19 protein-coding genes and 2 pseudogenes are annotated in these 24,549 nt (G+C 72.5%); 10 read left to right on the top strand and 11 right to left on the bottom strand.

The features are described 5' to 3' along the window. Position 1: 1 nt before the first annotated feature. Complete coding sequence (locus ACZ3IG_RS20465; protein WP_467433782.1) at positions 2-358, bottom strand: DUF1048 domain-containing protein; 357 nt, start codon at positions 356-358, stop codon at positions 2-4. After that, entirely contained in the window at positions 355-681 is a 327-nt protein-coding gene (locus tag ACZ3IG_RS20460; protein ID WP_467433781.1) for a PadR family transcriptional regulator, read from the bottom strand. The genes ACZ3IG_RS20465 and ACZ3IG_RS20460 overlap by 4 nt, the downstream gene beginning before the upstream one ends. 284 nt (positions 682-965) lie before the next feature. On the opposite strand from ACZ3IG_RS20460, the pseudogene ACZ3IG_RS20455 reads away from it, so the two are divergent. From ACZ3IG_RS20455 to ACZ3IG_RS20445, 3 genes and pseudogenes are all read left to right on the top strand, one after another. Continuing rightward, positions 966-1,202, top strand: a pseudogene (locus ACZ3IG_RS20455) (helix-turn-helix domain-containing protein); the annotation flags it as partial. 102 nt (positions 1,203-1,304) lie between these two features. Beyond that, complete coding sequence (locus tag ACZ3IG_RS20450) at positions 1,305-1,508, top strand: hypothetical protein (protein WP_467433780.1); 204 nt, start codon at positions 1,305-1,307, stop codon at positions 1,506-1,508. Between the two features lie 404 nt (positions 1,509-1,912). Next, positions 1,913-3,742, top strand: coding sequence for a gamma-glutamyltransferase family protein (locus ACZ3IG_RS20445; protein WP_467433778.1), 1,830 nt, complete (start codon positions 1,913-1,915; stop codon positions 3,740-3,742). Between the two features lie 39 nt (positions 3,743-3,781). On the opposite strand, the gene ACZ3IG_RS20440 is transcribed toward ACZ3IG_RS20445, so the two are convergent. From ACZ3IG_RS20440 to ACZ3IG_RS20430, 3 genes are all read right to left on the bottom strand, one after another. After that, positions 3,782-4,276, bottom strand: coding sequence for a nitrate reductase molybdenum cofactor assembly chaperone (locus ACZ3IG_RS20440; RefSeq protein WP_467433777.1), 495 nt, complete (start codon positions 4,274-4,276; stop codon positions 3,782-3,784). Between the two features lie 118 nt (positions 4,277-4,394). After that, a complete protein-coding gene (locus ACZ3IG_RS20435; protein WP_467433776.1) occupies positions 4,395-5,207 on the bottom strand; it encodes an SAM-dependent methyltransferase in 813 nt (270 codons plus the stop codon). A gap of 65 nt (positions 5,208-5,272) precedes the next feature. Next, on the bottom strand, positions 5,273-6,139 hold the full coding sequence (locus ACZ3IG_RS20430; protein WP_467433775.1) for a helix-turn-helix domain-containing protein: 867 nt from the start codon (positions 6,137-6,139) through the stop codon (positions 5,273-5,275). A gap of 138 nt (positions 6,140-6,277) precedes the next feature. Between ACZ3IG_RS20430 and ACZ3IG_RS20425 the strand changes: the two genes are divergently transcribed. The 3 genes from ACZ3IG_RS20425 to ACZ3IG_RS20415 all read left to right on the top strand — a co-directional run bounded on the left by ACZ3IG_RS20425 (position 6,278) and on the right by ACZ3IG_RS20415 (position 9,449). Beyond that, positions 6,278-6,583 (top strand): 4a-hydroxytetrahydrobiopterin dehydratase, encoded by a 306-nt coding sequence (locus tag ACZ3IG_RS20425; RefSeq protein ID WP_467433773.1) that lies wholly within the window; start codon positions 6,278-6,280, stop codon positions 6,581-6,583. 5 nt (positions 6,584-6,588) lie between these two features. Then, positions 6,589-7,329: a class I SAM-dependent methyltransferase gene (locus ACZ3IG_RS20420; RefSeq protein WP_467433772.1), complete on the top strand. Its 741-nt coding sequence runs from the start codon at positions 6,589-6,591 to the stop codon at positions 7,327-7,329. A gap of 236 nt (positions 7,330-7,565) precedes the next feature. Next, positions 7,566-9,449: a rhamnogalacturonan lyase gene (locus ACZ3IG_RS20415; RefSeq protein WP_467433771.1), complete on the top strand. Its 1,884-nt coding sequence runs from the start codon at positions 7,566-7,568 to the stop codon at positions 9,447-9,449. Positions 9,450-9,527: 78 nt separating this feature from the next. Here the strand turns inward: ACZ3IG_RS20415 and ACZ3IG_RS20410 are convergent, their stop codons facing one another. Together ACZ3IG_RS20410 and ACZ3IG_RS20405 are read right to left on the bottom strand one after the other, a co-directional pair. Further along, entirely contained in the window at positions 9,528-9,779 is a 252-nt protein-coding gene (locus tag ACZ3IG_RS20410; RefSeq protein WP_467433770.1) for a hypothetical protein, read from the bottom strand. 146 nt (positions 9,780-9,925) lie between these two features. Continuing rightward, positions 9,926-10,516 (bottom strand): TetR/AcrR family transcriptional regulator, encoded by a 591-nt coding sequence (locus tag ACZ3IG_RS20405; protein ID WP_467433769.1) that lies wholly within the window; start codon positions 10,514-10,516, stop codon positions 9,926-9,928. Positions 10,517-10,676: 160 nt separating this feature from the next. Between ACZ3IG_RS20405 and ACZ3IG_RS20400 the strand changes: the two genes are divergently transcribed. Next, entirely contained in the window at positions 10,677-11,603 is a 927-nt protein-coding gene (locus ACZ3IG_RS20400) for an alpha/beta hydrolase family protein (protein ID WP_467433768.1), read from the top strand. A gap of 27 nt (positions 11,604-11,630) precedes the next feature. Continuing rightward, a pseudogene (locus ACZ3IG_RS20395) lies at positions 11,631-12,466 on the top strand (LLM class flavin-dependent oxidoreductase). 60 nt (positions 12,467-12,526) lie between these two features. Here the strand turns inward: ACZ3IG_RS20395 and ACZ3IG_RS20390 are convergent. Together ACZ3IG_RS20390 and ACZ3IG_RS20385 are read right to left on the bottom strand one after the other, a co-directional pair. Then, complete coding sequence (locus ACZ3IG_RS20390) at positions 12,527-15,169, bottom strand: cellulose binding domain-containing protein (RefSeq protein ID WP_467433767.1); 2,643 nt, start codon at positions 15,167-15,169, stop codon at positions 12,527-12,529. Between the two features lie 104 nt (positions 15,170-15,273). Further along, complete coding sequence (locus tag ACZ3IG_RS20385; protein ID WP_467433766.1) at positions 15,274-18,189, bottom strand: glycoside hydrolase family 48 protein; 2,916 nt, start codon at positions 18,187-18,189, stop codon at positions 15,274-15,276. A 267-nt stretch (positions 18,190-18,456) separates the two neighbouring features. Here ACZ3IG_RS20385 and ACZ3IG_RS20380 point away from each other — a divergent pair, with 267 nt between their 5' ends. Together ACZ3IG_RS20380 and ACZ3IG_RS20375 are read left to right on the top strand one after the other, a co-directional pair. Continuing rightward, positions 18,457-20,175 (top strand): glycoside hydrolase family 6 protein, encoded by a 1,719-nt coding sequence (locus ACZ3IG_RS20380; RefSeq protein ID WP_467433765.1) that lies wholly within the window; start codon positions 18,457-18,459, stop codon positions 20,173-20,175. 152 nt (positions 20,176-20,327) lie between these two features. After that, entirely contained in the window at positions 20,328-21,263 is a 936-nt protein-coding gene (locus tag ACZ3IG_RS20375) for a class I SAM-dependent methyltransferase (RefSeq protein WP_467433764.1), read from the top strand. Between the two features lie 86 nt (positions 21,264-21,349). Here the strand turns inward: ACZ3IG_RS20375 and ACZ3IG_RS20370 are convergent, their stop codons facing one another. Together ACZ3IG_RS20370 and ACZ3IG_RS20365 are read right to left on the bottom strand one after the other, a co-directional pair. Then, positions 21,350-22,183 carry an aldo/keto reductase gene (locus ACZ3IG_RS20370; protein ID WP_467433763.1) on the bottom strand — a complete coding sequence of 278 codons (834 nt, stop codon included), beginning with the start codon at positions 22,181-22,183 and terminating at the stop codon, positions 21,350-21,352. A gap of 101 nt (positions 22,184-22,284) precedes the next feature. Further along, a complete protein-coding gene (locus tag ACZ3IG_RS20365) occupies positions 22,285-24,111 on the bottom strand; it encodes an AMP-dependent synthetase/ligase (protein ID WP_467433762.1) in 1,827 nt (608 codons plus the stop codon). Positions 24,112-24,549: the final 438 nt, after the last annotated feature.

Below are 24,549 nucleotides of genomic sequence, written 5' to 3'. Positions count from 1 at the left end.
GTCAGCCTCCCAGCCGGTTCAATTTCCTCGCGACGTTCCTGTTCAACTGCTCGCGCCACCGGTCGCGATAGGTCCGGGCCCCTGCTCCGCCGGCCAGCGCAGTGCAGAAGCCTTGGATGTCCTCGCCGAGCACCTCCTGGACGCTCTGGCCGTCCGCCGCTGCTACTTCGAGCAGCCCGAGGGCGGAGTCGAGGATCGGCATCAGGTTGCGACCGGTGAAGTCCCCGTAGGGGAAAAGGTGGGCGATGATCTGCCCCCACGCCGCCCGGTAGCCGTCCGGCAGGACATTGACCCGGGCCTCGAACGCCTTCCATTCCCTGGTGAGATCGCTGCCTGTGACCTTCTCCCAGAAGTTCATCTCCCGCCCTCCTTGAGCCTGTCGATGCGTGATGAGAGGTACCGCCACTTCGCCCAGAACTTCGCGAGTTCCTCGCGTCCGGCGTCGTTGAGCGCGTAGAACTTGCGCGGCGGACCGACCTCGGATGGCCGTTTCGTCACCTGGACGAGCCCGTTCCTCTCCAGCCGCAGCAAGATGGTGTACACCGTCCCCTCGATGACGTCGGTGAAGCCGAGCTCGTTCAGCTGACGGGTGATGGCGTACCCGTAGGTTTCCTCGCTGCCGATGATTTCGAGCACGCACCCTTCGAGCGTGCCCTTCAACATCTCCGTCAGGTCGTCCATCGCGGGTGCTCCTCAGCCTGTCAGTACTAGGTGTTACCGAGTACCGCTACACGGTATCACCGAGTAGGGGAGGGCGGCAGTATGGATCGAGGAGTGGGGCGTTGCGGAGCCGGTCCGATGAGTGGCCGCTGCTGTGGAGCCCGGGCCTCGCCGGCCGGTCCTGGATATGCGTCTACCGGATCCCCAGGTTCCTTGTCGGCCAGCTTGTGCCTGTCGGCAGACGAGGGCGCCCTCAAGTGATCAACGCACCACCCACGGATGATCACGTGATCGTGGAGGCACAAGTGCGTGACTACGGGTTCTCGCCGGCTCAGCAAGACGAGATATGGAAACGCTGGCGCGAGGGGAGAGCGGTGGCGTCCGCATCGCCCCGCAGGCGCGGTCAGAGCGGCATCTGAGCGGCAGCGAGCGTGAGGAGATATCCACGCGGCCTCGCCGCCGGGGAGTCGGCCCGGCAACTGGCCAAGCGGCTGGGCCGATCCCCTTCGACCGTCTCGCGCGAGATCGCCCGCAACGGCGGCCGGGACCGCTGATGGTTTGACCGGCCGCGGGCCGCCCCCGCGGGCACGGTCCGCGAACACTGGTGCGGGGGTGGCGAGGGCCACCGGGGAAGGGGGGACGGCGTGGCGGACGGCACCGTTCTGGTGGCGGTGGCGGTGGCGGTGGCGGAGCGCCCGGAGGACGGGAGCGCCACCGCCGGGCAGATGGCGCGCATCGCCGAGGCACTCCGGGCACGCGGCTTGCGGGTCCGGTGGGCGGTGAGGGCCACGGACGCCGAGGCAGTGCTCAGGACCGAGGCCGGTGTGGCCGCCGCGGTGGTCGCCTGAGACCTTCCGCCCGGAGCCGGAGCCGGAGCCGGAGCCGGAGCCGGAGCCGGAGCCGGAGCCGGAGCCGGAGCCGGAGCCGGAGCCGGAGCAGGGGACGGAGCAGGGGACGGAGCAGGGGACGGAGCAGGGGACGGAGCCGGAGCAGGGGACGGGCCGGGCGGCGCGGTCGGTGCTGCGCGGGATCCCTCGCCCAGTGGTTGGGGCACTCGTCGCCGGCCATCACCCTTGGCCACTACGCCCACTTCGTGCCCGAGGCGGGGAGGAAGGCGCGCAGAGCGATCGATAGCCTTCTGGGGGAGCGGGGGAAGGAGGCCGTCGGCGCAAACTCCCCGATTCTCCCCAGGACCCGTCCTGAGCGCTCATCAGCCCGGCCGCGACACGTAGACAGCGAGGTGAGAGGCCCTATGTTCACCACCCGCCCCACTCTCCAGGGCACCTTCGGCATGGTGTCCTCCACCCACTGGCTGGCGTCCGCCGCCGCCATGGCCGTGCTGGAGGACGACGGCAACGCCTTCGACGCTGCGGTGGCGGCGGCGTTCACGCTGCACGTCGTGGAACCGCATCTGAACGGTCCGGCGGGTGAGGTGCCGGTCGTCCTGGCCCCCGCCGGGTCCGCGCCCCGGGTGCTGTGCGGCCAGGGGCCCGCGCCGGCCGGAGCGAGCATCGCCCACTACACCTCCCTCGGCCTGGACCTGGTCCCCGGCACCGGCCCGCTGGCCGCCGCCGTGCCCGGCGCGTTCGACGCCTGGCTGCTGCTCCTGCGCGACCACGGCACCAAGTCCCTCGCGGACGTACTGGAGTACGCCATCGGGTACGCCGAGCACGGGCATCCGGTGGTCGAGCGGGTCGGGGCGACGGTCGAGACGGTCCGGGAGCTGTTCGAGACGGAGTGGACCACCTCCGCCGAGGTCTACCTCCCCGGCGGCCGGCCCCCGGCGCCGGGCGCCCTGCTGAAGAACCCGGCGCTGGCGGCGACCTGGCGGCGGCTGCTCACCGAGGCGCGGGCCGCAGCCGCGGGCGCCGTCGGCTCCGCGCGCCGGGAGGCCGAGATCGAGGCGGCCCGCCGCACCTGGCGGGAGGGTTTCATCGCCGAGGCGCTCGCCGACTTCGCCGCCCGGCCCGTGATGGACACCTCCGGCGAACGGCACGCGGGCACCCTCACCGGCGACGACCTCGCCGCGTATTCCGCGCACTACGAGGAGCCGGTCACCCACACCTGGAACGGCTGGACCGTCGCCAAGGCCGGCCCCTGGAGCCAAGGCCCGGCCCTGCTCCAGCAACTCGCCCTGCTGGACGACGACTTCGGCACACCGGGCAGCGGGGCGGCGTACGGGAGCGCCGCCTACGTGCACACCCTCGTCGAGGGCACCAAGCTGGCGATGGCCGACCGCGAGGCCTGGTACGGCGACGCCGAGGACGCCGACGTACCCCTGCGCACGCTGCTGTCGCCGGAGTACAGCGCGGGGCGGCGGGCGCTGATCGATGCCGGGCGGGCCTCGTACGAGCTGCGGCCCGGCAGTCCCGACGGGCGTACGCCCCGGCTGCCGCCGGCCGCCTCCCCGGACGCGGACCCGAGCGTGGCCGTGACGCCCGGCGCGGGGGAGCCGACCGTCGCCCGGGACGGCGTCACCCGCGGCGACACCTGCCACGTCGACATCGTCGACCGCTGGGGCAACATGGTCTCGGCCACGCCCAGCGGCGGCTGGCTGCAGTCCAACCCGGTCGTCCCCGCCCTCGGGTTCCCGCTGGGCACCCGGCTCCAGATGACCTGGCTGGAGGCCGGCCTGCCCAACTCCCTGACCCCCGGCCGCCGCCCCCGCACCACCCTCACCCCCTCCCTCGCCCTGCGCGACGGCGTGCCGGTGCTCGCCTTCGGCACCCCCGGCGGCGACCAGCAGGACCAGTGGAGCCTGCACTTCCTGCTCGCCGTGGCCCTGCGCGAGAAGTTCCGCGGCAACTACGACCTGCAGGGCGCGATAGACGCCCCGAACTGGCACACCGAGAGCTTCCCGTCGTCGTTCTACCCGCGGCTCATGGACCCGGGTTCGGTCGTCCTGGAATCCCGCTTCGACGACGCCGTGATCGCCGGCCTGCGCCGCCGCGGGCACCGCGTCACGGTCTCGGGCCCCTGGTCGGAGGGGCGGCTGTGCGCGGTCGCCCGCGACCCGGAGACGGGGGTGCTGTCGGCGGCGGCGAACCCGCGCATGATGCAGGGGTACGCCGTCGGCAGGTAGCGGGGCGACGACGGTGCGGCGCGGCCGTGAGCGCGGAGGTCACCGCCGCGCTCCTGCGGGCCCGGGCGGCAGCGTCGCGCACACCGCGTCCAGGACGCACGCGTACGGCGTGCCGAGGGCGGTGAGCCGGGAGCGGAGCCGCTCCAGGGTGTCGCGGTGCTCGACGAGCAGCCCGGTGTCGCCGGTGCGGGAGGCCAGCTCCAGCACGGCGGGCAGGAAGTCGGGCCGCTCCCCGTCGGCGCACTCCAGGCCGTGGGCGCGGTACCGCTCCGCGAAGCCGGCCGGCGACGACCCGTCCGGCCGGGTGCCGCCCTCGCCCCACCGGCCGAGATGCAGGAGGTGCGGGTCGCCGGAGTCGAAGATCCCGGCGTAGTGGGCCCGGAGGTCCGGCGGGGCCGTCACCGCCGCGTGGTCGGTGAACCCCCGCAGCTGCGGCGCGGCTTCGCGCAGCAGCGGCAGCCGGGCCAGGACACCGTCGTCCGGGTACGTCAGACAGAGCGCCGCCGCCTGGTACAGCACCGCGAAACCGGGCATCGGACCTCCCTCGCCGGCCCCGGTTCACGAACCTAGGGCCGGGCGGGGGAGCGCACCCGTCCACGGCACCCGTACGGGTCTGCCCGCGAGGGCGTCCCCGGCAGACACCCCGGCCGCGTCAGGGCTTGCGGGCCACCCCCGCGTACACCGGCACGATGCCCTCCGCCTGCACCGCCACGTCCTCCGGCTCCGGGCGCCACCCGGTCACCGGGATCACGCCGGGGCCCAGCAGCTCCAGCCCCTCGAAGAAGCGCGCGAACTCGGCCAGCGGACGCGGGAAGAACGGGGTGCCGCCGCGGGCGAACAGGGCGGCGGCCTTGCCGACGGCCTCCGGGTTCAGATCCGCGGTGACCTGCGACAGGATCAGGAAGCTGCCCGGCGCGAGGGCGTCGACGTACCGCTTCAGCAGGCCGTGCGCGTCGTCGCCGTCGACGGCGTCACCGAGGTAGTGGGTCAGGGCCACCAGCGACAGGGCGACAGGCCGGCCGAGGTCCAGGGACTCGCCCGCCGCCCCCAGGACCGTCTCCGGGTCGCGGACGTCGGCGTGGACGTAGTCGGTGGAACCCTCGGCGGAGCCGCGCAGCAGCGCCTCGGCGTGCCGCAGCACGATCGGGTCGTTGTCCGCGTACACCACCCGGCACTCGGGCGCGACGTCCTGCGCCACCTGGTGCAGGTTGGGCTGGGTCGGGATGCCGGTGCCGATGTCGAGGAACTGCCGGATGCCGGCCTGGGCGGCCGTACGGACCGCGCGGTGCATGAACCGGCGGTTGGCTCGGGCGCCGCGCACCGCCGTCTCGTCGGCGGCGAGGATCTTGCGGGCCAGCTCCTCGTCGACCGGGTAGTTGTCCTTGCCGCCCAGCCACCAGTCGTAGACACGGGCGGGGTGCGGCCGGCTGGTGTCGATGGCGGGTACGGCGTCGGGTCGGATCATGCGCGGCGGTCTCCTCGGAATGCGACGGTGGGTGTGGGGCTTCCGCGTGCGGGGCGGCGGGCCGGTCAGCAGCGCTCGCGGTACTCGCGCAGGATCTTCTGGGTGCGCTGGGCGGAGGCGGCCAGCGCCGTCATGTGGTCCAGCACCTCCAGGTGCGTGGAGACCTCGTCCCGGGAGTCCAGGTACAGGGCGCCGCTCAGGTACTCGGTGAACACCATGTCGGGCAGTTCCGGTTCCGCGAACCGGAACAGGGTGAACGGCGCGTACGTCCCCGGGTGCGGGCCGGTGGCGAACTCGGCGACCTGGAGGGTCACCCGCTCCCGGCCGGCGAAGTCCAGCAGCTTGTCGAGCTGTTCGCGCATGACCCGGCCGTCGGCGCTCACCGGGCGGCGCAGCACCGTCTCGTCCATGACCACCCACAGGTGCGGCGGCTGCTCGCGCTCCAGCAGCGCCTGCCGCTCCATGCGCAGCGCCACGTGCCGCTCGACGGCGCCCTCGTCGGAGCTGTTGCCGATGGTCCCGGTCTCCAGCACGGCCCGCGCGTACTCCTCGGTCTGGAGCAGCCCCGGCACGAAGTGCGGCTCGTAGGAGCGGATGATGCGGGCGGCGCCCTCCAGGCTCACGTACAGGCTGAACCACTCGGGCAGCACGTCGTGGTACCGCTGCCACCAGCCGGGCCGGTTCGCCTCCTCCGCGAGGTCGACGAAGGACGACACCTCGGCGTCGGGCACCCCGTAGGCGTGCAGCAGGATCTGTACGTACGGGATCTTCAGCGCGACCTCGGCCGTCTCCATCCGTCGTACGGTGGCCGGTGCCACCCGCAGCACCTTCGCGGCGGCCTCGCGGCTCAGTCCGGATCTCTCGCGCAGCTCCTGGAGCCGCTTCCCCAGCACCACCTGACCCACGGTGGGTGCGGGCCTACGGTCACTCACGCCACGCCCCTCCAACGCGCCGAAGTACTTCACCAGTCTTTCACGCCACCCTGCCCGCTCCACAAGGGAGGTCCGGCGGCGCGGGCTGTGGCAGGCTGAGCGGGAGACCCGTCCGGCACCAGGGAAGGAGCGCGGCCCATGCCCGTCGAACCGCTGTCGCACCAGGACGTCGAGGAGCGGCTGGCCGGACTGCCGGGGTGGTCGCTCGACGGCGACCGCCTCACCCGCTCCTACCGGCTCGCCTCGCACACCGCGGCCACCGCGATGGTCGTGCACATCGCCCAGGTCCAGGAGGAACTCGACCACCACTCCGATCTGACCCTCGGCTACGACACGGTGTCGCTCAGCGTGCACACGCACAGCGCGGGCGGCGCGGTGACGGAGAAGGACTTCGAGCTGGCCCGCCGGGTGGAGGATCTGGCCGGGGGTCACGGGGCACACTGACCTGTGTGCTGGACTACGACAAGGAAGCGGAGCGGTACGACGCCGCGCGCGGCGGCGAGCCCCGGGCCGCCGCCGCCGCCGAGGCCGTACTGAGTCTCGTCCCGGCCGGCGCGCGCCGGCTGCTCGACGCGGCCTGCGGCACCGGGATCGTCACCCGGCGACTCGCGGCGGCCCGCGCGGGGCTGCGGGTGACCGGCGTCGACCTCGCCCCCGCCATGGTCCGGCGGGCCGCGGCCCGGCTGCCCGGCGCGGTGGTGCGCGCCGACGGCCGCCGACTGCCGTTCACCGGCGGGGCGTTCGACGCGGTGAGCAGCGTATGGCTGCTCCACCTGGCCGGCAGCGTCGACGACGTGCGGACCGTCGTCGGGGAGTGCGCCCGGGTGCTGCGGCCCGGCGGGGTGTACGTGACCACGGTCGACAAGGGCCCCTCGCACAACGTGGGCAGCGACATCGACGCCGTCCTCGCCGCCCGTCCGCCCAGCCCCGTCCGGGACGCCGCCGGGGCCGTCGGCGCGTACGCCCGCGAGCACGGGCTGTTCCCGGCCGGGCGGGCCCGGTTCACCGGCCTGGGCCAGGGCCGCAGCCCTCGCCGCACCATCGCGGACCTGCGGCGCGGCTGGTTCATGACGCTCCCGCCGGACGGTCCGCTCGCCGACCGCTTCGCCGACCGTCTCGCCGCCCTGCCCGACCAGGACCGGCCCCGGCCCGACCCGGTGTTCACGCTCCTGGCGTTCAGGAAGCCCTGACCGGCGGGTCACGGGGAAGCGGGCGCCTCGGCTCCTCGGACACCTCCCACGCCCGGCGCGCCACCCCGGCGTGCCGGGCGCGCGTCGCTCCGCGCGAGGAGTCCGGCCCCTCGCCCGCCGGCCGGCGCCCGCCCGTGCGCCCCCGGAAACGACCCGGCAACTTCCGTGCCACCGGCGGCGACTGAGAGGGAAACACCGGGAGCACCCCCTTCCGGCCCCCTCAGGAGGCAGTCCCCATGAAGCACCCGCACCGACGCGGCAGACACCGCGTCCGCGCCCGCGTACTCGTCCCCGCCCTCGCCGCGGCCCTGGCCCTGGCCGGCGCCGGGCTGACCGCGCTCACCGCCGACACCGCCGACGCCGCGACCGCCCGGCAGGCCGAGGCACTGGACCGGGGCGTCGTCAGCGTCCACACCTCGGCCGGCAACCTGGTCAGCTGGCGCTGGCTCGGCACCGACCCGAACGACGTGTCCTTCAACGTCTACCGGGCCGGTACGAAGGTCAACTCCAGCCCGGTCACCGGCTCGACGAACTACTTCCACTCCGGCGCCCCGGAACAGGCCGACTACACCGTCCGCGCCGTCGTGAACGGCGTCGAACAGGCCGACTCGGTCCACGCGGTCCAGTTCCGCGCCGGCTACAAGGACGTCCCGATCTCCCCGCCGTCCGGCGGCACCACCCCCGACGGCGTCGCCTACACCTACGAGGCCAACGACGCCTCCGTCGGCGACCTGGACGGCGACGGCGCCCTGGACATCGTCCTGAAGTGGCAGCCCACCAACGCCAAGGACAACTCGCAGTCCGGCTACACCGGCAACACGATCGTCGACGGCGTCAAGCTCGACGGCACCCGCCTGTGGCGGATCGACCTCGGCAGGAACATCCGCTCCGGCGCCCACTACACCCAGTTCCAGGTGTACGACTACGACGGCGACGGCCAGGCCGAGGTCGCCATGAAGACCGCCGACGGCACGACCGACGGCACCGGCGCGGTGATCGGCAGTTCCTCGGCCGACCACCGCAACTCCTCCGGGTACATCCTGTCCGGCCCCGAGTACCTGACCATGTTCAACGGCCGGACCGGCAAGGCGATGGGCACCGTCGACTACGTCCCGGCCCGCGGCACCGTCTCCTCCTGGGGCGACTCCTACGGCAACCGCGTCGACCGCTTCCTGGCCGGCACGGCCTACCTGGACGGCGCCCGCCCCTCGCTCATCATGGCCCGCGGCTACTACACCCGCAGCGTGATCGCCGCCTGGGACTGGCGAGGCGGCGCCTTCACCCGCCGCTGGACCTTCGACACCAACTCCTCCACCAACAGCGGCAAGGGCTACGACGGCCAGGGCTCGCACAGCCTCTCCGTCGGGGACGTCGACAACGACGGCAAGGACGAGGTCGTCTACGGCTCGATGGCGGTGGACGACAACGGCAACGGCCGGTGGACGGCGAAGACCGGGCACGGCGACGCCCAGCACCTCGGCGACCTCGACCCGTCGACGCCGGGACTGGAGTACTTCAAGGTCTCCGAGTCCACCTCCCAGCCCGCCGAGGTGTACCTCGACCCCGCGAGCGGCGCGGTCCGCTGGAAGCTCGGCGCCTGCTGTGACAACGGCCGGGGCGTGGCCGGTGACGTCTACGCGGGCAACGGCGGGGCCGAGGTCTGGTCCGCCTCCGACACCTCCATCCGCGACGAGGCCGGCGCCACCAAGGGCCGCGAGCCGTCCTCCGCCAACTTCCTGTCCTGGTGGGACGGCGACACCGTCCGCGAACTCCTGGACGGCACCCACATCGACAAGTACGGCACCTCCTCCGACACCCGCCTGCTCACCGGCTCCGGCGTCGCCTCCAACAACGGCACCAAGGCGACCCCGGTGCTCTCCGGCGACATCCTCGGCGACTGGCGCGAGGAGGTCGTCTGGCGCACCGGCTCCAACACGGCGCTGAGGATCTACTCGACGCCGGTGCAGACCGGCACGAAGATCACGACCCTGCTGCACGACACGATGTACCGCACGGGCCTGGCCTGGCAGAACAGCGGTTACAACCAGCCCCCGCACCCGAGCTTCTTCCTCGGCGACGGGATGGCGACCGCGCCGCGGCCGACGGTGTACACGCCGTAGCCGAACCCGGCCGCCGGTCCGCGACGGGACCGGCGGCCGGTGACCACCACGGCGCCCCTGCCGGCTGCCGTCCGGCCGCTACGAGGTGACCTCCGCGCCGTCCTGACCGCTCGCCGGTCGCGTGACCACCGTGTGGACCCAGCCCCGGGACAGTCCCAGGCGGGCGGCGAGCACGTCCACGGTCACCCCCCGGCCGTGGGCGGCCCGCAGCGCGTCGTCCCGGAGCCGTCTCCACCGCACGACCGCCCGCTGTCCCGCCGTCGCTCTCTCCGTCAGCACGGCCAGTGTCACCAGTACCTCGCCCAGCAGACTGTCCCACCGCCGCCGCATACGGCCCCCTTCGTCGACCCCGAACCGCCGCGTGTACCCACCACGGTCGAGTGCGGCGCGGGCGGCCCACAAGAGCGCGGGGCAGGCGTGCGGGAGCCCGTGCGGCCGGGTGCGCGCGGAGGGCGCGACCGGTGGGGCCGGCGAGGTCAGTGGGGCTGCCGCAGCCCCGCGACGAGCAGCCGGACCATCCGGCGCGCGTCGTAACGGTCGTCGCTCTCCGCGCCGACGCAGAGGTTCCCCACGCCCCGCATCAGCGTGTACGCCGCGAGGCCGGGGCTGATCTCGCCCGCTTCCTCGGCCGCCGTCAGCAGCCGGGCGCACACGGGGGAGAGGCGGTCGAGGAAGGAGGCGTGCAGCGCCTGGAACGCGGGGTCGTCGGAGTTCAGCACGGCGGCGAGGCCGTGCTTGGTGACCAGGAAGTCGGCGAAGAGGTCCACCCACCGCCCCAGGGCCTCGTACGGTGTCGGGCAGCTCTCCAGCAGGGCCGGGCCGGCCTCGGCGCACGCCTCGATCTGGTGCCGGTACACGGCGACGACGAGGTCGGCGCGGGTCGGGAAGTGCCGGTAGACCGTGCCCGTGCCGACGCCGGCCTCGGCCGCGATGTCCCGGACCGGCGCGTCCACGCCCGACCTGACGAAGACCGCGGCGGCCGCGTCCAGCAGCGTCCGCTGATTGCGCCGGGCGTCCGCCCGCCTGGGCCGGGCCGCGTGCTGCGCATCCTGCTCGCCGTCGTTCACCGCGTCGCTCCCTCCACCGCCTCTTGTAAAGCGGAACGGTGTTCCGTATCGTCGTTGTAGCGGAACACGGTTCCGCTTGTTCCATCATGCCGGACGGACGCCTCGGCCACCAAGCCGCGCCTCCGCACCCGCTCCCCTCGCGTGCACGAAAGGCACCTCCATGTCCGCGTACCAGCCGACCACCACCCCCTGCCCGGTCGTCTCCGTGAAGCCCGTCGTGCTCCCCGCCCCCGGCCGCGGCGACGACCTCCAGGTCCAGGTCTCCGCCCCCGTCACCGGCCGTGACCTGCCGGTCGTGATCCTCTCGCACGGCTACGGCGGCTCACTGGACAGCTACGCCCCGCTGGCCGATCACTGGGCCGCCCACGGCTTCGTCGTCCTGCGCCCCACCCACCTCGACTCCCGCCGCCTCGCCCTGCCCGCCGACGACCCCCGCACCCCGCTGATCTGGCGCACCCGCGTCGAGGACCTCACGCGGGTCGTCGACCACCTCGCCGGCCTGGAGGCCGCCGTGCCGGGTCTCGCCGGGCGGGTCGACCGCGGCCGGGTCGCCGTGGCCGGGCACTCCTGGGGCGCCCAGTCGGCGAGCATGCTGCTGGGGGCCCGGGTCCTCGACGCCGACGGCGTCCCCGGGGCGGACCTGTCCGACCCGCGGATCACGGCGGGCGTCCTGTTCGCCCTGCCCGGGCGCGGCGGCGCCGACCTGACCCCGTTCGCGGCGGAGCACTTCGCCTTCATGAACCCCTCCTTCGACGAGATGACCACCCCGGCCCTCCTGGTCGCCGGGGACCACGACGACTCCGCGCTCTCCGTGCGGGGCCCGGACTGGTTCACCGACGCCTACGCGCTGAGCCCGAAGGACAAGACCCTGCTGACCCTGTTCGGCGCCGAGCATTCGCTGGGCGGCATAGCCGGGCACGAGCACACCGAGACCACCGACGAGAGCCCCGAGCGGGTCGCCCTGCTCCAGCGCCTCACCACTGCCTACCTGCGCAGCGCCCTCGACCCCGACGACCCGGCGTGGCGCGAGGCGAGCGCCGAACTGGCGGCCGGCGGGCAGCGGCTCGGCCGCCTGGAGAGCAAGTAGCCGTGTCCGCCCCCCAGCTTCGGCATCATGACCGCCCCCTCGCAGGCCGACTACGCCGACGTGCTGCGGGTCTGGCGCGAGGCCGACACCGTGCCCGGGATCGAGCACGCCCGGCTCTTCGACCACCTGTTGCCGATCTACGGCGATCCGCAGGGCATCACCTACGAGGGCTGGACCCTGCTCTCCGTGCTCGCCGTGCAGACCAGCAGACTGCGCCACGGTGTGCTGGTCACCAGCAACCGGCTGCGTCCGCCCGCCGTGCCGGCCAAGATCGCCGCGACCGTCGACACCGTCTCGGAGGGCCGCCTGGACTTCGGCATCGGCGCCGGCTCCCGCCCCGGCGTCCCGATGGCCCGGCGCGAGTACGAGGCGCACGGCCTGCCGTACCACGACGGGCGCACGCCGTGCGCGCCCTCGCCGAGGCGTGCACGGTGATCCGGCGGCTGTGGACCGAGCCGGAGCCGTTCGGCTTCGACGGCGCCCACGTCGAGCTCAGCGGCGCGTACGGCAACCCCAAGCCCGTGCAGCGCCCGCACCCGCCGGTCCTCGTCGGCGGTCGCGCCTCGGCGACCCTGCGGGTGGCCGCCGAACACGCCGACATCTGGAACCACCCCGGCGACGACGTCGAGGACGCCGTGGCGCGCGGCGCGATCCTGGACCGCCACCGCGCCGACCTGGGCCGCGACCCGGCCACGATCACGCGCTCCCTCGTCCTGCCGGTCTCCTACGCCGACCCCGCGCCCACCCGGGAGACGGTTCGCCGGGCGGAGGAGGGCGGTTTCCGGCACCTCGTCCTGATGCTGCCGGCGCCCTGTCCCGAGGGCGTCGCCCGGTGGCTCGCCGAGGAGGTCGTCGTGGGGTGAGCCACCGGGAGCGGGGCGTGCTCCCGCCGGAGAGCACGCCCCGCCCGTCACCCGCGCGGTTCAGCCGACCGCGCAGCTCTCGCCCCCCAGAGAGAAGGACGCGGGTTCCGCCTCGGTCCCCGACCCCTCACCGGTGAAGCCGAACCCCACCGACGAACCGGCCGCCACGGCACCGTTCCAGCCGACGTTCCTCGCCGTGACCGCGGTCCCCGACACGGAGTGCTCGGCGTTCCACATCCGGCTCACCTTCTGCCCGTGGGGGAAGGACCAGGTCAGCGCCCAACCGTTCCAGGCCGCCGTCCCGGTGTTGGTGAGCTTCACGTCCGCCTGGAAGCCGCCCGGCCACTGGTGGGTGACCGTGTACGTCACCGCGCAGGCGCCCGCCGGTTCCGGCTCCGTTCCGGGGTCCGTGGCGGAGGTGTCGCCGTAGACGATCCCCCGCCCGTTGGTCGCCACGTACACCCGCCCGTACACCCGGGGGTCGCCGGTGATGGCCGCCCCCGTCCAGCCCCACTGGTGGGCGTCGTCGTTGATCCGGGTCCAGGAGGCGCCCTGGTCGGTGGAGCGGAAGACGCCCCGCACCCCGCCGATCTTCGCGCTGGTGTACAGCGTCTGGTACGAGGCGCCCGGCGCCGCCTTGCCGAAGCCGATGGTGTCGGCCTGCTCGACGTCCGGCAGCTTGGTGAAACTCGCGCCGCCGTCGGTGGAGTGCCACAGGCCGTACGCCCCGTCCGGGGCGCCGCCCGCCAGCCACACGTCGCCCCGCACACCGGGCAGCGCCTTGAACCGCACGCTGTCCCCGCTCGGCAGGCCGGTCGCCGCCGACGCCGAGAAGGTCGCGCCGCCGTCCGTACTGACGTAGAACTTCCCGGACTTGAAGCCGTAGAAGGTGTCCGGGTCGACCCGGTCGGACTCGACGACCGCACCGGCCGGGATGCCGCTCGACGCCTGCCAGGACGTGCCGAAGCCCGTCGTGTACCGCACCCCGGTGCCGACCGGGCTCCACACGAACCGGCTCCCGTCGGCCGCCGCCGCGACCGTGCCGCCGCCGCTCACCCCCGACGGGTCGGTGCCGCCGAACCAGTGGGCGCCGTTGTCCGTGGAGAAGGCGATGTGCGGACCCGAGTCCAGGTTGCCGACGCGGACCACGGTGTCCGGGTCGGACTCCGCGTAGTCCAGGCTGGTGGAGGAGGTGAAATTGGGCGAGGTGAACATCATCGACGGGACCTCGGTCAGGCTGGTGTGCCGGAAGCCGCCGATGTCACCGAGGGCGCTGAGCAGCGGGGCGCCCGACGGGGGAGACGCGAGGTCGTTGACGGCCGTCTCCTCCAGCCCCCGCACCATCGGCGTGATGGTGAACCTGCTCCCGGAGTCCCAGTTGGTGAGGTTCCGCGTGCCGTAGACCGTGGCGCCCGTCCCGTACATCATCCGGTCGCTGTCGAACGGGTCGATCTCCAGCGACTCCGTCATCCACCCCAGCTTGGGTGTCTGCTCGGGCGGCGTCGGATTCGCGCCCCAGGTCAGCCAGGGCGAGGACGAGACGTCCATCGTGTAGCGGTTCTCGCGGTCCGGGTACGAGGTGTAGCTCCACGCCTGCGTCCAGGTGGAGCCGCTGTCCGTCGAGCGGAAGATCTGGGTGTCCGGCCACCAGGAGCTGTACGCCGTCGCCATCACCGTGCCGGGGTGCTGGCGGTCGACGGTCAGACCGCTGAACCCGTAGTAGGTGTCGGCCTCCGCGACCGGGCTGATGTCGGTCCAGGTGCCGGTCGCCGTCGCGTACCGGTACAGCCGGCCCTTGCCGCCGTCGTACGGGCCGCCCGTGTCGCTGTAGGCCAGGTAGAGGTAGCCGTTCTCGGCGTCCAGGACGCCCTTGTGGGCGAGGTACCCGGTCGGCTGCCCGGCGATCCGCTCCCAGGTGGCGCCCGCGTCCGTCGACCGGTAGACGGCGTTCTCCTTGTCGGCGACGCCCACGTAGACCGTCTTCGTCGCCGAACTGCCGCCGCCCGTCGACTCGTCGAAGGTGACCCAGGTGATGCCCTGGTTGTCGGAGGCGTAGCCGCTGGTGTCGCCCGGGTCCTGGGCGTAGTCGCCGGGGTTGGGGAAGGCGGTCACCCGGGACCAGGTGACGCCGGCGTCGGTCGACCGCCACAGGCCGTTGCCGCTGGGCGCGCCCAGGTACAGCACGTCGTTGTCGTGCGGGTCGACGGCCAGGCGCTCGCCCATGCCCCGGCCCGGCATGTTGCCGCCCAGCTTGAACGGCAGGTCCGTCTTCCGCCAGCTCGCGCCCCGGTCGGCGGAGCGCAGGACCGCGCCGTTGCCCGGGTCCCAGCTGTTGGTGTACGTGCCGACCGCCGCGTACACCCGGTCGGGGTCGACGGAGTCGGAGGCGATGCTGACGACACCGGTGTGTCCCCAGTCGTCCCAGCCGACGTGGTCGAGCAGCGGCGTCCAGGTCCCGCTCGCCTCCTGCCAGCGGTAGGCGCCGCCGATGTCGGTGCGGGCGTAGGCGAGGTCCCGCTCGGTCCGGTTGAAGACGATGCCGGGGACGAAGCCGCCGCCGTCGACGCGGGCGTTCTTCCAGGTGTAGGTGTCGGCGGCGACGGCCGCCTGCGGCGTCTCGGCGGCCAGCGCGGCGGGCGGCCCGCCGGTCAGCAGTCCGGCCGCGAGCGCCAGCGCGGCGGTGAGGATCCGGGTTCTGCGCACGGTGGGGGACCGTCCCTTTCGTCAGGGGGGAGACGACGACCGGGCGGCCCCCCAGTGCGGAGAGGGAGCCGCCCGGCGCGGTACGCGGAGCTTTCAGCGGGGACTTATTCGAGGAGCTCCGCGTACGAGCCCATGGCGAGGGCGATGTCCGCCTGGGCCCAGAACCGGTGGTACGTGAACGTGGGCGCGGCACCGCCCGCGAGGTAGCTCTCGACCTTCGACCAGTTCGGGTCGTCCTCGTAGAACGAGCGGATCGACTCGAAGGTGGACGACGCGTCGATCGTGTCGCCGTTCGGCATGGTGCCGGTCCAGCCGCTCGGGACGGACACGGCGTCGTCGAAGCGGTTGTAGTCGGCGCGGGTCTCCGGGACGGCGATGCCGAGCGCGTCCTGGTTGTTCTCCCACATGCCGTCCAGCAGCGCCTTGGCCGTCGAGGCCGCCTCCGCGTCACCGGAGCGGTCGGCGTAGTACGTCAGGGTCTTGGCGTACGCCGCCGCCACCCCGACGTCGTTCGTGTAGTCGGCGACCGTGACGTGCAGGCCGCTGTTGGCACCGGGGGACGAGGCGTTCCAGGTGTCGGGCGCGCCCGACCACTGGAGCGTGGAGGGGATGCGGAAGCTGCCGTCCGGGTTGACCGTCGTCTCCGACAGCGCCCAGTCGACCCACTTGTCCAGCACGGTCTTGGCGTCGGCGTCACCGCTCTGCTGGTAGTACTCGGCGACCCGCTCCATGGACCACGCCTGGAAGCCGAACCACTGGTTGGACGGCGGGTCGTGGTACACCGGCTTCTCGTCGTAGTACATGCCGTAGAACGTCGGCGTCCCGGCCGGCGGGGTCGCGTACCGGCCCTGCCAGCTGTTGGTCGCGCCGCCCGCGATGGCACCCTCGTCGGACTGGAGCCAGCGGTAGAACTCCAGTTGCCGGTCGAGGGACTTGGCCCAGTCGGCCGCACCGGTCGCCGACTTCGGCTTCAGGTCGGCGTAGGAGCTGAGGGCGTACGCCGCCAGGGGGTTCTGGTAGCCGCCGTGGGTGTGGCTGGAGCCGATCCGCCAGGCCCAGCCCGCCGAGGTGTCCACGGCGCCGCCCCAGGCGTAGTACCAGGACAGCAGGTAGTGCGAGGAGTCCTTGCCGGTGCCCGCCGGGCAACTCGCCGGCCCCACACAGCCGCCGACCTTCTTGAAGTACTTGTCGAACATCGCGTACCGCAGGTAGTCGCCCATCTTGGCGGCCTTGGCTACGGTCCCGGAGATCTCCGACTCCTTGCCCTGCTGCCCGGCCCAGACGTCCGCCCAGTACGCGGCCTGCACGGCGCGCGCGTCGGCGTCCGGGGCGTTGGTGAACTTCCACTGCTTGGCGTAGGAGGCGTCACCGGTGAACAGGTCCAGGTACCCGTTCTTCCCGCCGTACTTGAAGGCGTCGCAGGTGGGCTGCGGCACCGTCTCCCACACCGACTCCTGCGCGCCGCGCTGGAAGGTGTTGATGTACGACGGCCCGGTGTCCGACGGACCCGCCTCGCACTTGCCCGGCGAGTTGCCGTAGCCGTAGGTGTTGTCGACGTCCTGGAGCCAGTGCATCCCGTAGACGTCGTCCGTGCCGTACGCCGACTTCAGCTCACCGGCGATCGGGTCCGGGCCGACGGAGACACCGGATTCCAGCTTGGCCGGGTACTCCTGCGGGGTGTCCAGTTCGGGCGCGTAGGTGGCCGGCTTGGACGCGTTGTACGCGGAGTTGGTCGGCTGGTCGGCGTGGGTGGGGATCATGTACTTCTCCATGATGTCCCAGGCGCCGTTGAACCGGGTCCAGTCGCCCGTCACCTTGCCGTACATGGCCTGGAGCCACAGCAGATAGCTGTACGCCTCGGAGGTGGTCTCGTGGCCGTGGTCGGGCGCCTCGACGATCAGCGTCTCCACCGAGTGGTACGGGATGCCCTCGGGGGAGAAGTAGCCGTTCGCCGGGTCGGTGATCTTCCCGTACAGCTCCAGGAAGCGCGCGTCGTACTCCGTCGCGGCCGCGAGCTGGGTGACGGTGACCGTCGCCTTGCCGTGGCCGGGGGCCGTCGACTCGAAGACCGCCGAGCCGGTGCCCGAGGAGTCGGCGCCGATCGTCACCCGCTGCGCGGTGTCCCAGTTCGACGGGGTGAAGGTGAGCGTCCCGCCACCGGTGACCGTGAGGCCGGTGTTGCCGCTGGTGCGGGTGGTGGTGACGGTGACGTTCGCCGTCGGCTGCGTGGACAGCTTGACGTCGTACGTGCCCGACTCACCTTGCTGGACGCCCAGTTGGGCGGGGGTGGCCACCACGGTGGGGCCCGCGGCGACCGTGATGCCGACCGGGGTGGAACTCGCCGACGCGCCCAGGCTGTCGTACGCCTTCGCCACCAGGGAATGACTGCCCACGGTCAAACCAGAGGCGGAGTGCGTGTAGGGCGCGCTGCTGTCGGTGCCCAGCAGCGTGGTGTCGTCGTAGAACTCCACCTTGGTGACGGTGGCGTCGTCGGCCGCGGCGGCGGTGGCCGCCAGCGGCACCGCCGTGCCCTGGCTGTACACGGCACCCGGCGCCGGGCTGGTCAGCACGGTGATCGGCGGCTGGTGGGCGCCGGTGCACGGGGTGCCGTTGACCGAGAACGAGGCCGGCGCGGTGTTGGTGCCGCTGTAGGTGAACTGGGCGCCGGTGGTGACGGCGGCGCCGACGGCTATTCGAGCGTTGTACGCGGCGTTGGTCACCGTCACCGTCGACCCGGACTGCGACCAGGTGCCGTTCCAGCCGTTGGCCAGCTTCTGGTTGCCCGTGTAGCCGTACGTCAGGGTCCAGCCGTCCAGGGCCTCGGTGCCCCGGTTGGTGAGGGTCAGCTCGGCGGTGAAACCGGAACCCCAGTCGTTCGTCTTGTAGTCCACGCTGCACTGGACCGCCGCGGCGTGCGCGGTGGTCGTGCCGGTGCCCACCAGGGTGAGCGGGAGCGCGAGGGCCGCCAGCGCGGCCGTCCACAGGCGCCGCGCGGTGCGGCGTCTTCGACCTCGATGCATGGTGCTGGTTCCTCCTTGCGGCTCGGAGCGAGGGGGGAGGAGCAACAAGCTGTGAACCAGTGGGAGCGCTCCCATGTTGAGGAGAGGGGTGAGTGCGGTCAAGGTGTGGGGAGAGTCGAAAATGTTCGATGGGCAGAGTTGCGGGAATGTTGGCACCTCCTCTGTTCTTTACCGACACTTGGCGCTAACTTCTTCGGCACCAGTGGGAGCGGTTCCATCAGTCGGTACTCCATCAGCCGGTACTCGATGAAGAGGAAACCCGCACTCATGAGCCGTAGCAGAACTGCGTTACTGGCCGCTCTGGCGCTCGTCGCCGGGGCCTCCGGCGCGGCGTACGCCGTCGCTCCCCCGGACGTCGGCGCGGCGGCCGTCCCCTGCACCGTGGACTACAAGGTGCAGAACCAGTGGGACACCGGCTTCACCGCCGCCGTCACCGTCACCAACAACAGCGCCGCCAAGTCCGGCTGGTCCCTGAAGTGGTCCTACGCCGGCAACCAGAAGGTGACCAGCGGCTGGAACGCGAAGATCAGCCAGAGCGGTACGGCCGTCACCGCGGCCAACGAGTCCTACAACGCCCCGCTGTCCACCGGCGGCTCGGTGAGCTTCGGCTTCCAGGCCTCCTACAGCGGCAGCAACGCCGTCCCGGCCACCTTCACCCTCGACGGGGTGACCTGCAACGTCGACGACGGCGGCACGACCCCGACCGATCCCCCGGACCCGGAAGGCCCGTCCGCCCGGGTGAACAACCCGTACGACGGCGCCAAGGTGTACGTGAACCCGGAGTGGTCCGCCAATGCCGCGGCCGAACCGGGCGGCAGCCGGATCGCGAACCAGCCGACCGGCGTGTGGCTGGACCGCATCGCCGCCATCGAGGGCGTCAACGGCGGCATGGGCCTGCGCGACCACCTCGACGCGGCGCTGGAGCAGCGGGGCTCGGACGAGATGGTCGTCCAGCTCGTCATCTACAACCTGCCCGGCCGCGACTGCTCCGCCCTCGCCTCCAACGGCGAGCTGGGCGCGACCGAGATCGACCGGTACAAGACCGAGTACATCGACCCGATCGCCGCGATCCTCGCCGACTCCAAGTACGCGTCGCTGCGGATCGTCACCACCGTCGAGATCGACTCGCTGCCCAACCTGGTCACCAACACCACGCCGCGGGCCACCGCCACGCCCAACTGCGACGTGATGAAGGCCAACGGCAACTACCAGAAGGGTGTCGGCTACGCCCTGAACAAGCTGGGCGACGCCCCCAACGTCTACAACTACATCGACGCCGGCCACCACGGCTGGCTCGGCTGGGACGACAACTTCGGTCCCTCCGCCGACCTGTTCAAGGTCGCCGCGACCACCGAGGGCGCGACCGTGAACGACGTGCACGGCTTCATCGTCAACACCGCCAACTACAGCGCGCTGAAGGAGGAGCACTTCACGATCGACGACACCGTGAACGGCACCTCCGTGCGCCAGTCCAAGTGGGTCGACTGGAACCGGTACACCGACGAGCTGTCCTACGCCCAGGCGATGCGGCAGAAGCTGGTCTCGATCGGCTTCGACTCCAACCTCGGCATGCTGATCGACACCTCACGCAACGGCTGGGGCGGCTCGGCCCGGCCCACCGGCCCGGGTGCCATGACCGACGTCAACACGTACGTCGACGGCGGCCGCTACGACCGCCGCATCCACCCCGGCAACTGGTGCAACCAGAGCGGAGCCGGCCTCGGTGAGCGTCCGCGGGCCAACCCCGCCGCCGGGATCGACGCCTACGTCTGGATGAAGCCCCCGGGCGAGTCCGACGGCGCCAGCGAGCCGATCGACAACGACGAGGGCAAGGGCTTCGACCGGATGTGCGACCCGACGTACACCGGCAACCCGCGGAACAACAACAACATGTCCGGCGCCCTGCCGGACGCCCCGCTCTCCGGGCACTGGTTCTCCGCGCAGTTCCAGCAGCTGATGCAGAACGCGTACCCGCCGCTGTCCTGATCCCTTCCCTTCCCCCCTCCCCGCGGGGGCCGGTCCGGTGAGCCTGCCGGACCGGCCCCCGCGGCCTTTTTTGCGGGAACGGCAAGAAGAGTTGCCGGGGTCGGGCGAACCGGAGCACGCTGGCGGTATCGCGAGACGGGAGGCCGGCGATCATGGCGCACGACCACGACCACAAGCACGACCACAAGCACAAGCACGACCACAAGCACGACCGTCAGCACCATCACCACGACCACGACCACGCCGACATCGACTGGGCCGAGCTGGCCCCGCTGCTGGAGGGCGAGGCGGAGCTGTACACGCCGCTGTACACACGGGCCCTGGCCTGGCTGGCCGGGGAGGTGACCGACCCGGGCCTGGTCGTCGACGCGGGCAGCGGACCCGGTGTGCTGACCTGTCTGCTCGCCGACACCTTCCCGGGCGCCCGGGTGGTGGCGGCCGACGGCGCCGCCCCGCTCCTGGAGCGGGCCCGCGCCCGCGCCGCGCGGCACGGCATCACCGACCGCTTCGACACCCTGACCGGCGAGCTGCCGGAGGTGCTCGGCGCCCTCGACTACCCCGCCGACCTGCTGTGGGCCAGCCGCAGCCTGCACCACCTGGCCGATCAGCGCGCCGGACTCGCCGCTTTCGCCGCCTGCCTGGCGCCCGGCGGCGCCCTGGCCCTCCTGGAGGGCGGACTGCCCGTACGGTTCCTGCCGCGCGACCTCGGCCTGGGCCGGCCGGGACTGCAGGCGCGGCTGGACGCGGCGCACGAGGACGCGTTCACCCGGATGCGGGAGAGCCTGCCGGGCTCCGCCGCGGTGACCGAGGACTGGCCCGCGCTGCTCACCGCCGCCGGCCTGAAGCACACCGGCACCCGCAGCTTCCTGCTCGACCTGCCGGCTCCGGTCTCCGACGCGGCCCGCGCCCACGTGGCCGCCACGCTCGCCCGGATGCGCGACCTGGGCGCCGACGCCGGTCTGGACGCCGGTGACCGCGCCGTCCTGGACCGCCTCCTCGACCCCGACGACGAGGCGGGCGTCCACCGCCGGCCCGACCTGTTCCTGCTGGCGGCGCACACCGTGCACACGGCGGTGCGGACCGGCTGACGACGAAGGCCCGGCACCCCGTTTCCCTCCGGAGTGCCGGGCCTCGTGGCCTTCCGGCGGTGGCCTTCCGGCCGTGCGCCGAGGCGTCAGTCGTTGACCGTCGCCGGGTCGGAACCCACCCGCCGGTCCTCGTTGAGGGCGCTGATCGCCGCGAGGTCCTCGTCGTCCAGACTGAAGTCGAAGACCTCGATGTTCTCCTTGATCCGGGACGGCGTCACGGACTTCGGGATCACGATGTTGCCGATCTGCAGGTGCCAGCGCAGCACGATCTGGGCCGGGCTGCGGCCGTGCTTCTGGCCGATGGCGACGATGGCCGGGACCTCCAGGAGGCCCTTGCCGGAGCCGAGCGGCGACCACGCCTCCGTGGCGATGCCCTGCTCCGCGTGGTACTCGCGCAGGGCGTGCTGCTGGAGGTGCGGGTGCAGCTCGATCTGGTTGACCGCCGGGATGACCGACGTCTCGCCGATCAGCCGCTCCAGGTGCTCCGGCTGGAAGTTGGAGACACCGATGGCACGTGCCCGGCCGTCGGCCAGGATCTTCTCGAACGCCTTGTAGGTGTCGACGTAGGTGCCCCGGTCCGGCATCGGCCAGTGGATCAGGTACAGGTCGACGTACTCCAGGCCGAGCTTGGACAGGGAGGTGTCGAAGGCGCGCAGGGTGGAGTCGTACCCCTGCTCGCTGTTCCAGAGCTTGGTGGTGACGAAGAGGTCCTCACGCGGGAGGCCGGAGGCGGCGATGGCCTTGCCGGTGCCCCTCTCGTTGCCGTAGATCGCCGCCGTGTCGATGCTGCGGTACCCGGCCTTCAGGGCCGTCGCGACGGCGGTCTCGGCCTCGTCGTCCGGTACCTGCCAGACGCCGAAGCCCAGCTGGGGCATCTCGACGCCGTTGTTCAGGATGATCGGGGGGACCTGGCTGCTCACGGGCTGTTGATCCTTCGTTTGTGGTGACGTGGTGCTCCCATGGTCAACGATCACGAGGCCGCGCGCATTCCTGATGGGGAAAAAGCGGGCGGATCCCTGCTTCACACCCGGTACAGGGCGTCCACCTCGGCCCGGTACGCCTGCTCGATGGCCTTGCGCTTGAGCTTGAGGGACGGGGTGAGCAGTCCCTGCTCCTCGGTGAACGGCTGGGCCAGGATGCGGAAGGTGCGGATGGACTCGGCCTGGGAGACGAGCGTGTTGGCGGCGACCACCGCGCGCCGGACCTCGGTCTCCAGGTCGGCGTCGCGGACCAGGTCGGCCGGGGGCATCCGGGGCTTGTTGCGCATCGTCAGCCAGTGCTCGACGGCCTCCTGGTCGAGGGTGACCAGGGCGGCGACGTAGGGGCGGTCGTTGCCGACCACGACGCACTGGCTGACCAGCGGGTGGTCGCGGACCCGCTCCTCCAGCACCCCGGGCGAGACGCTCTTGCCGCCGGAGGTCACCAGGATCTCCTTCTTGCGGCCGGTGATGGTGAGGTAGCCGTCCTCGTCGAGCAGCCCCAGGTCGCCGGTGGCCAGCCAGCCGTCGTGCAGGGACTCGTCGGTGGCCTTCGGGTTGTTGAGGTACCCCTGGAAGACGTTGCCGCCGCGCAGCCAGATCTCGCCGTCGTCCGCGATGTGTACGGTGACACCGGGGATGGGGTGGCCGACCGTGCCGTAGCGGGTGCGCTCGGGCGGGTTGGCGGTGGCCGCCGCCGTCGACTCGGTCAGGCCGTACCCCTCGTAGATCTGCACTCCGGCGCCCGCGAAGAACAGTCCGAGCCGCCGGTCCATCGCGCTGCCGCCGGACATGGCGTTGCGCAGGCGTCCGCCCATCGCGGCCCGGACCTTGGCGTAGACGAGCTTGTCGAAGAACTGGTGCTGCACGCGCAGCCCCGCCGACGGCCCGGGACCCTGGCCCCACGCCTTGGCCTCCAGGGCCTCCGCGTACTTCACCGCCACGTCGACGGCCTTCTCGAACGCACCCGCCCGGCCGTCCCGCTCGGCCTTGCGCCGGGCGGCGTTGAACACCTTCTCGAAGATGTACGGCACGGCCAGGATGAACGTCGGCCGGAACGCGGCCAGGTCGGGCAGCAGGGCCGCCGCGTTGAGCTGCGGCTGGTGGCCGAAGCGGACCCGGCCGCGGATCGCCGCGACCTCCACCATCCGGCCGAAGACGTGGGCGAGGGGCAGGAAGAGCAGGGTGGCGGCCTCGTCGCCCTTGCGGGAGTGGAAGACCGACTCCCAGCGGCCGATGACGGTGTCCGCCTCGTACATGAAGTTGCCGTGGCTGAGCAGGCAGCCCTTGGGACGGCCGGTGGTGCCGGAGGTGTAGATGACGGTGGCCACCGACTCCGGGGTGACCGCCTGGCGGTGCCGGTGCACGACCTCGTCGTCGAGGTGGGCACCGGCCTCGTACAGCTCCCGCACCACACCGGCGTCGAGCTGCCACAGCTGCCGCAGGTCGGGCAGCCGGTCGATGACGGTGGCGAGGGTCATCGCGTGGTCCTCGTGCTCCACGACGGCGGCGCTGACCTCGGCGTCGTGCAGCATCCAGAAGCACTGCTCGGCCGAGGAGGTGGGGTAGACCGGCACGACCTGCGCGCCGATCGTCCACAGGGCGAAGTCGAACAGCGTCCACTCGTAGCGGGTGCGGGACATGACGGCGACGCGGTCGCCGAACCGGATGCCCCGGGCGAGCAGCCCCTTGGCAAGGGCCAGCACCTCGTCGCGGAACTCGGCGGAGGTCACGTCCCGCCACCGGCCCGCCTGGTCCTTGCGGCCCAGCGCGATGTACGCCGGGTCCTCCCGGGCATTGCGGAAGACCGCGTCGGCCAGCCCGCCCACCGGGGGCGGCAGTGCCGACGGAGGGCTCGTGAACTCGCGCAAACCCCGCTACCCCGCTCCCCGTTCCTCGTGACGCCCCGCGCAGCGCGGTGAAAGCTACCCCACCCCGGGGGCGACGGGCGAGGGTGCGGGGCGGTACGGCGGGGAGAATCCACCGCAGAGGGGGAAGGGTCGGGCGCGTTCCTGACGGTTGAGTAAGTATTGCGGCCGTAATCTCCACCGAATCTGTACGGGCTGGTTCAGTGTGTGGGCGGCCGCGGGTGGGTGTGGCTGGTCGCGCCGGTCCCCCCGCCCCTCGGGCGGGCCCGCTGTCCGTTCCTCAAGGGCCGCCGGACCTCACCGCCCCGCGCCGGCCCGCGTCCGCAGGGGCGCCGCTCCCGGACGCGGAACGGCGATTCCCGGCGAGGGCCAGGACCCGGACCCCGGCGACCGCGGCCACCGCCCCGGCCGTCACCGCCGCGGAGTTCAGGCCGGAGGCGA

The organism is Streptomyces sp. NPDC016677 (genome assembly GCF_055562815.1).
Note: the sequence above shows the minus strand (reverse complement) of the source record. Positions and strands in the feature narration are given on the sequence as shown.

Excerpts from the sequence above, each read along its gene's own strand:
- ACZ3IG_RS20375 (WP_467433764.1), top strand. The coding sequence starts at position 20,328 with ATGGCGCACGACCACGACCACAAGCACGACCACAAGCACAAGCACGAC.
- ACZ3IG_RS20410 (WP_467433770.1), bottom strand. The coding sequence starts at position 9,779 with ATGCGGCGGCGGTGGGACAGTCTGCTGGGCGAGGTACTGGTGACACTG.
- ACZ3IG_RS20425 (WP_467433773.1), top strand. The coding sequence starts at position 6,278 with ATGCCCGTCGAACCGCTGTCGCACCAGGACGTCGAGGAGCGGCTGGCC.
- ACZ3IG_RS20435 (WP_467433776.1), bottom strand. The coding sequence starts at position 5,207 with ATGATCCGACCCGACGCCGTACCCGCCATCGACACCAGCCGGCCGCAC.
- ACZ3IG_RS20415 (WP_467433771.1), top strand. The coding sequence starts at position 7,566 with ATGAAGCACCCGCACCGACGCGGCAGACACCGCGTCCGCGCCCGCGTA.
- ACZ3IG_RS20465 (WP_467433782.1), bottom strand. The coding sequence starts at position 358 with ATGAACTTCTGGGAGAAGGTCACAGGCAGCGATCTCACCAGGGAATGG.
- ACZ3IG_RS20445 (WP_467433778.1), top strand. The coding sequence starts at position 1,913 with ATGTTCACCACCCGCCCCACTCTCCAGGGCACCTTCGGCATGGTGTCC.
- ACZ3IG_RS20440 (WP_467433777.1), bottom strand. The coding sequence starts at position 4,276 with ATGCCCGGTTTCGCGGTGCTGTACCAGGCGGCGGCGCTCTGTCTGACG.
- ACZ3IG_RS20460 (WP_467433781.1), bottom strand. The coding sequence starts at position 681 with ATGGACGACCTGACGGAGATGTTGAAGGGCACGCTCGAAGGGTGCGTG.
- ACZ3IG_RS20385 (WP_467433766.1), bottom strand. The coding sequence starts at position 18,189 with ATGCATCGAGGTCGAAGACGCCGCACCGCGCGGCGCCTGTGGACGGCC.
- ACZ3IG_RS20400 (WP_467433768.1), top strand. The coding sequence starts at position 10,677 with ATGTCCGCGTACCAGCCGACCACCACCCCCTGCCCGGTCGTCTCCGTG.
- ACZ3IG_RS20380 (WP_467433765.1), top strand. The coding sequence starts at position 18,457 with ATGAGCCGTAGCAGAACTGCGTTACTGGCCGCTCTGGCGCTCGTCGCC.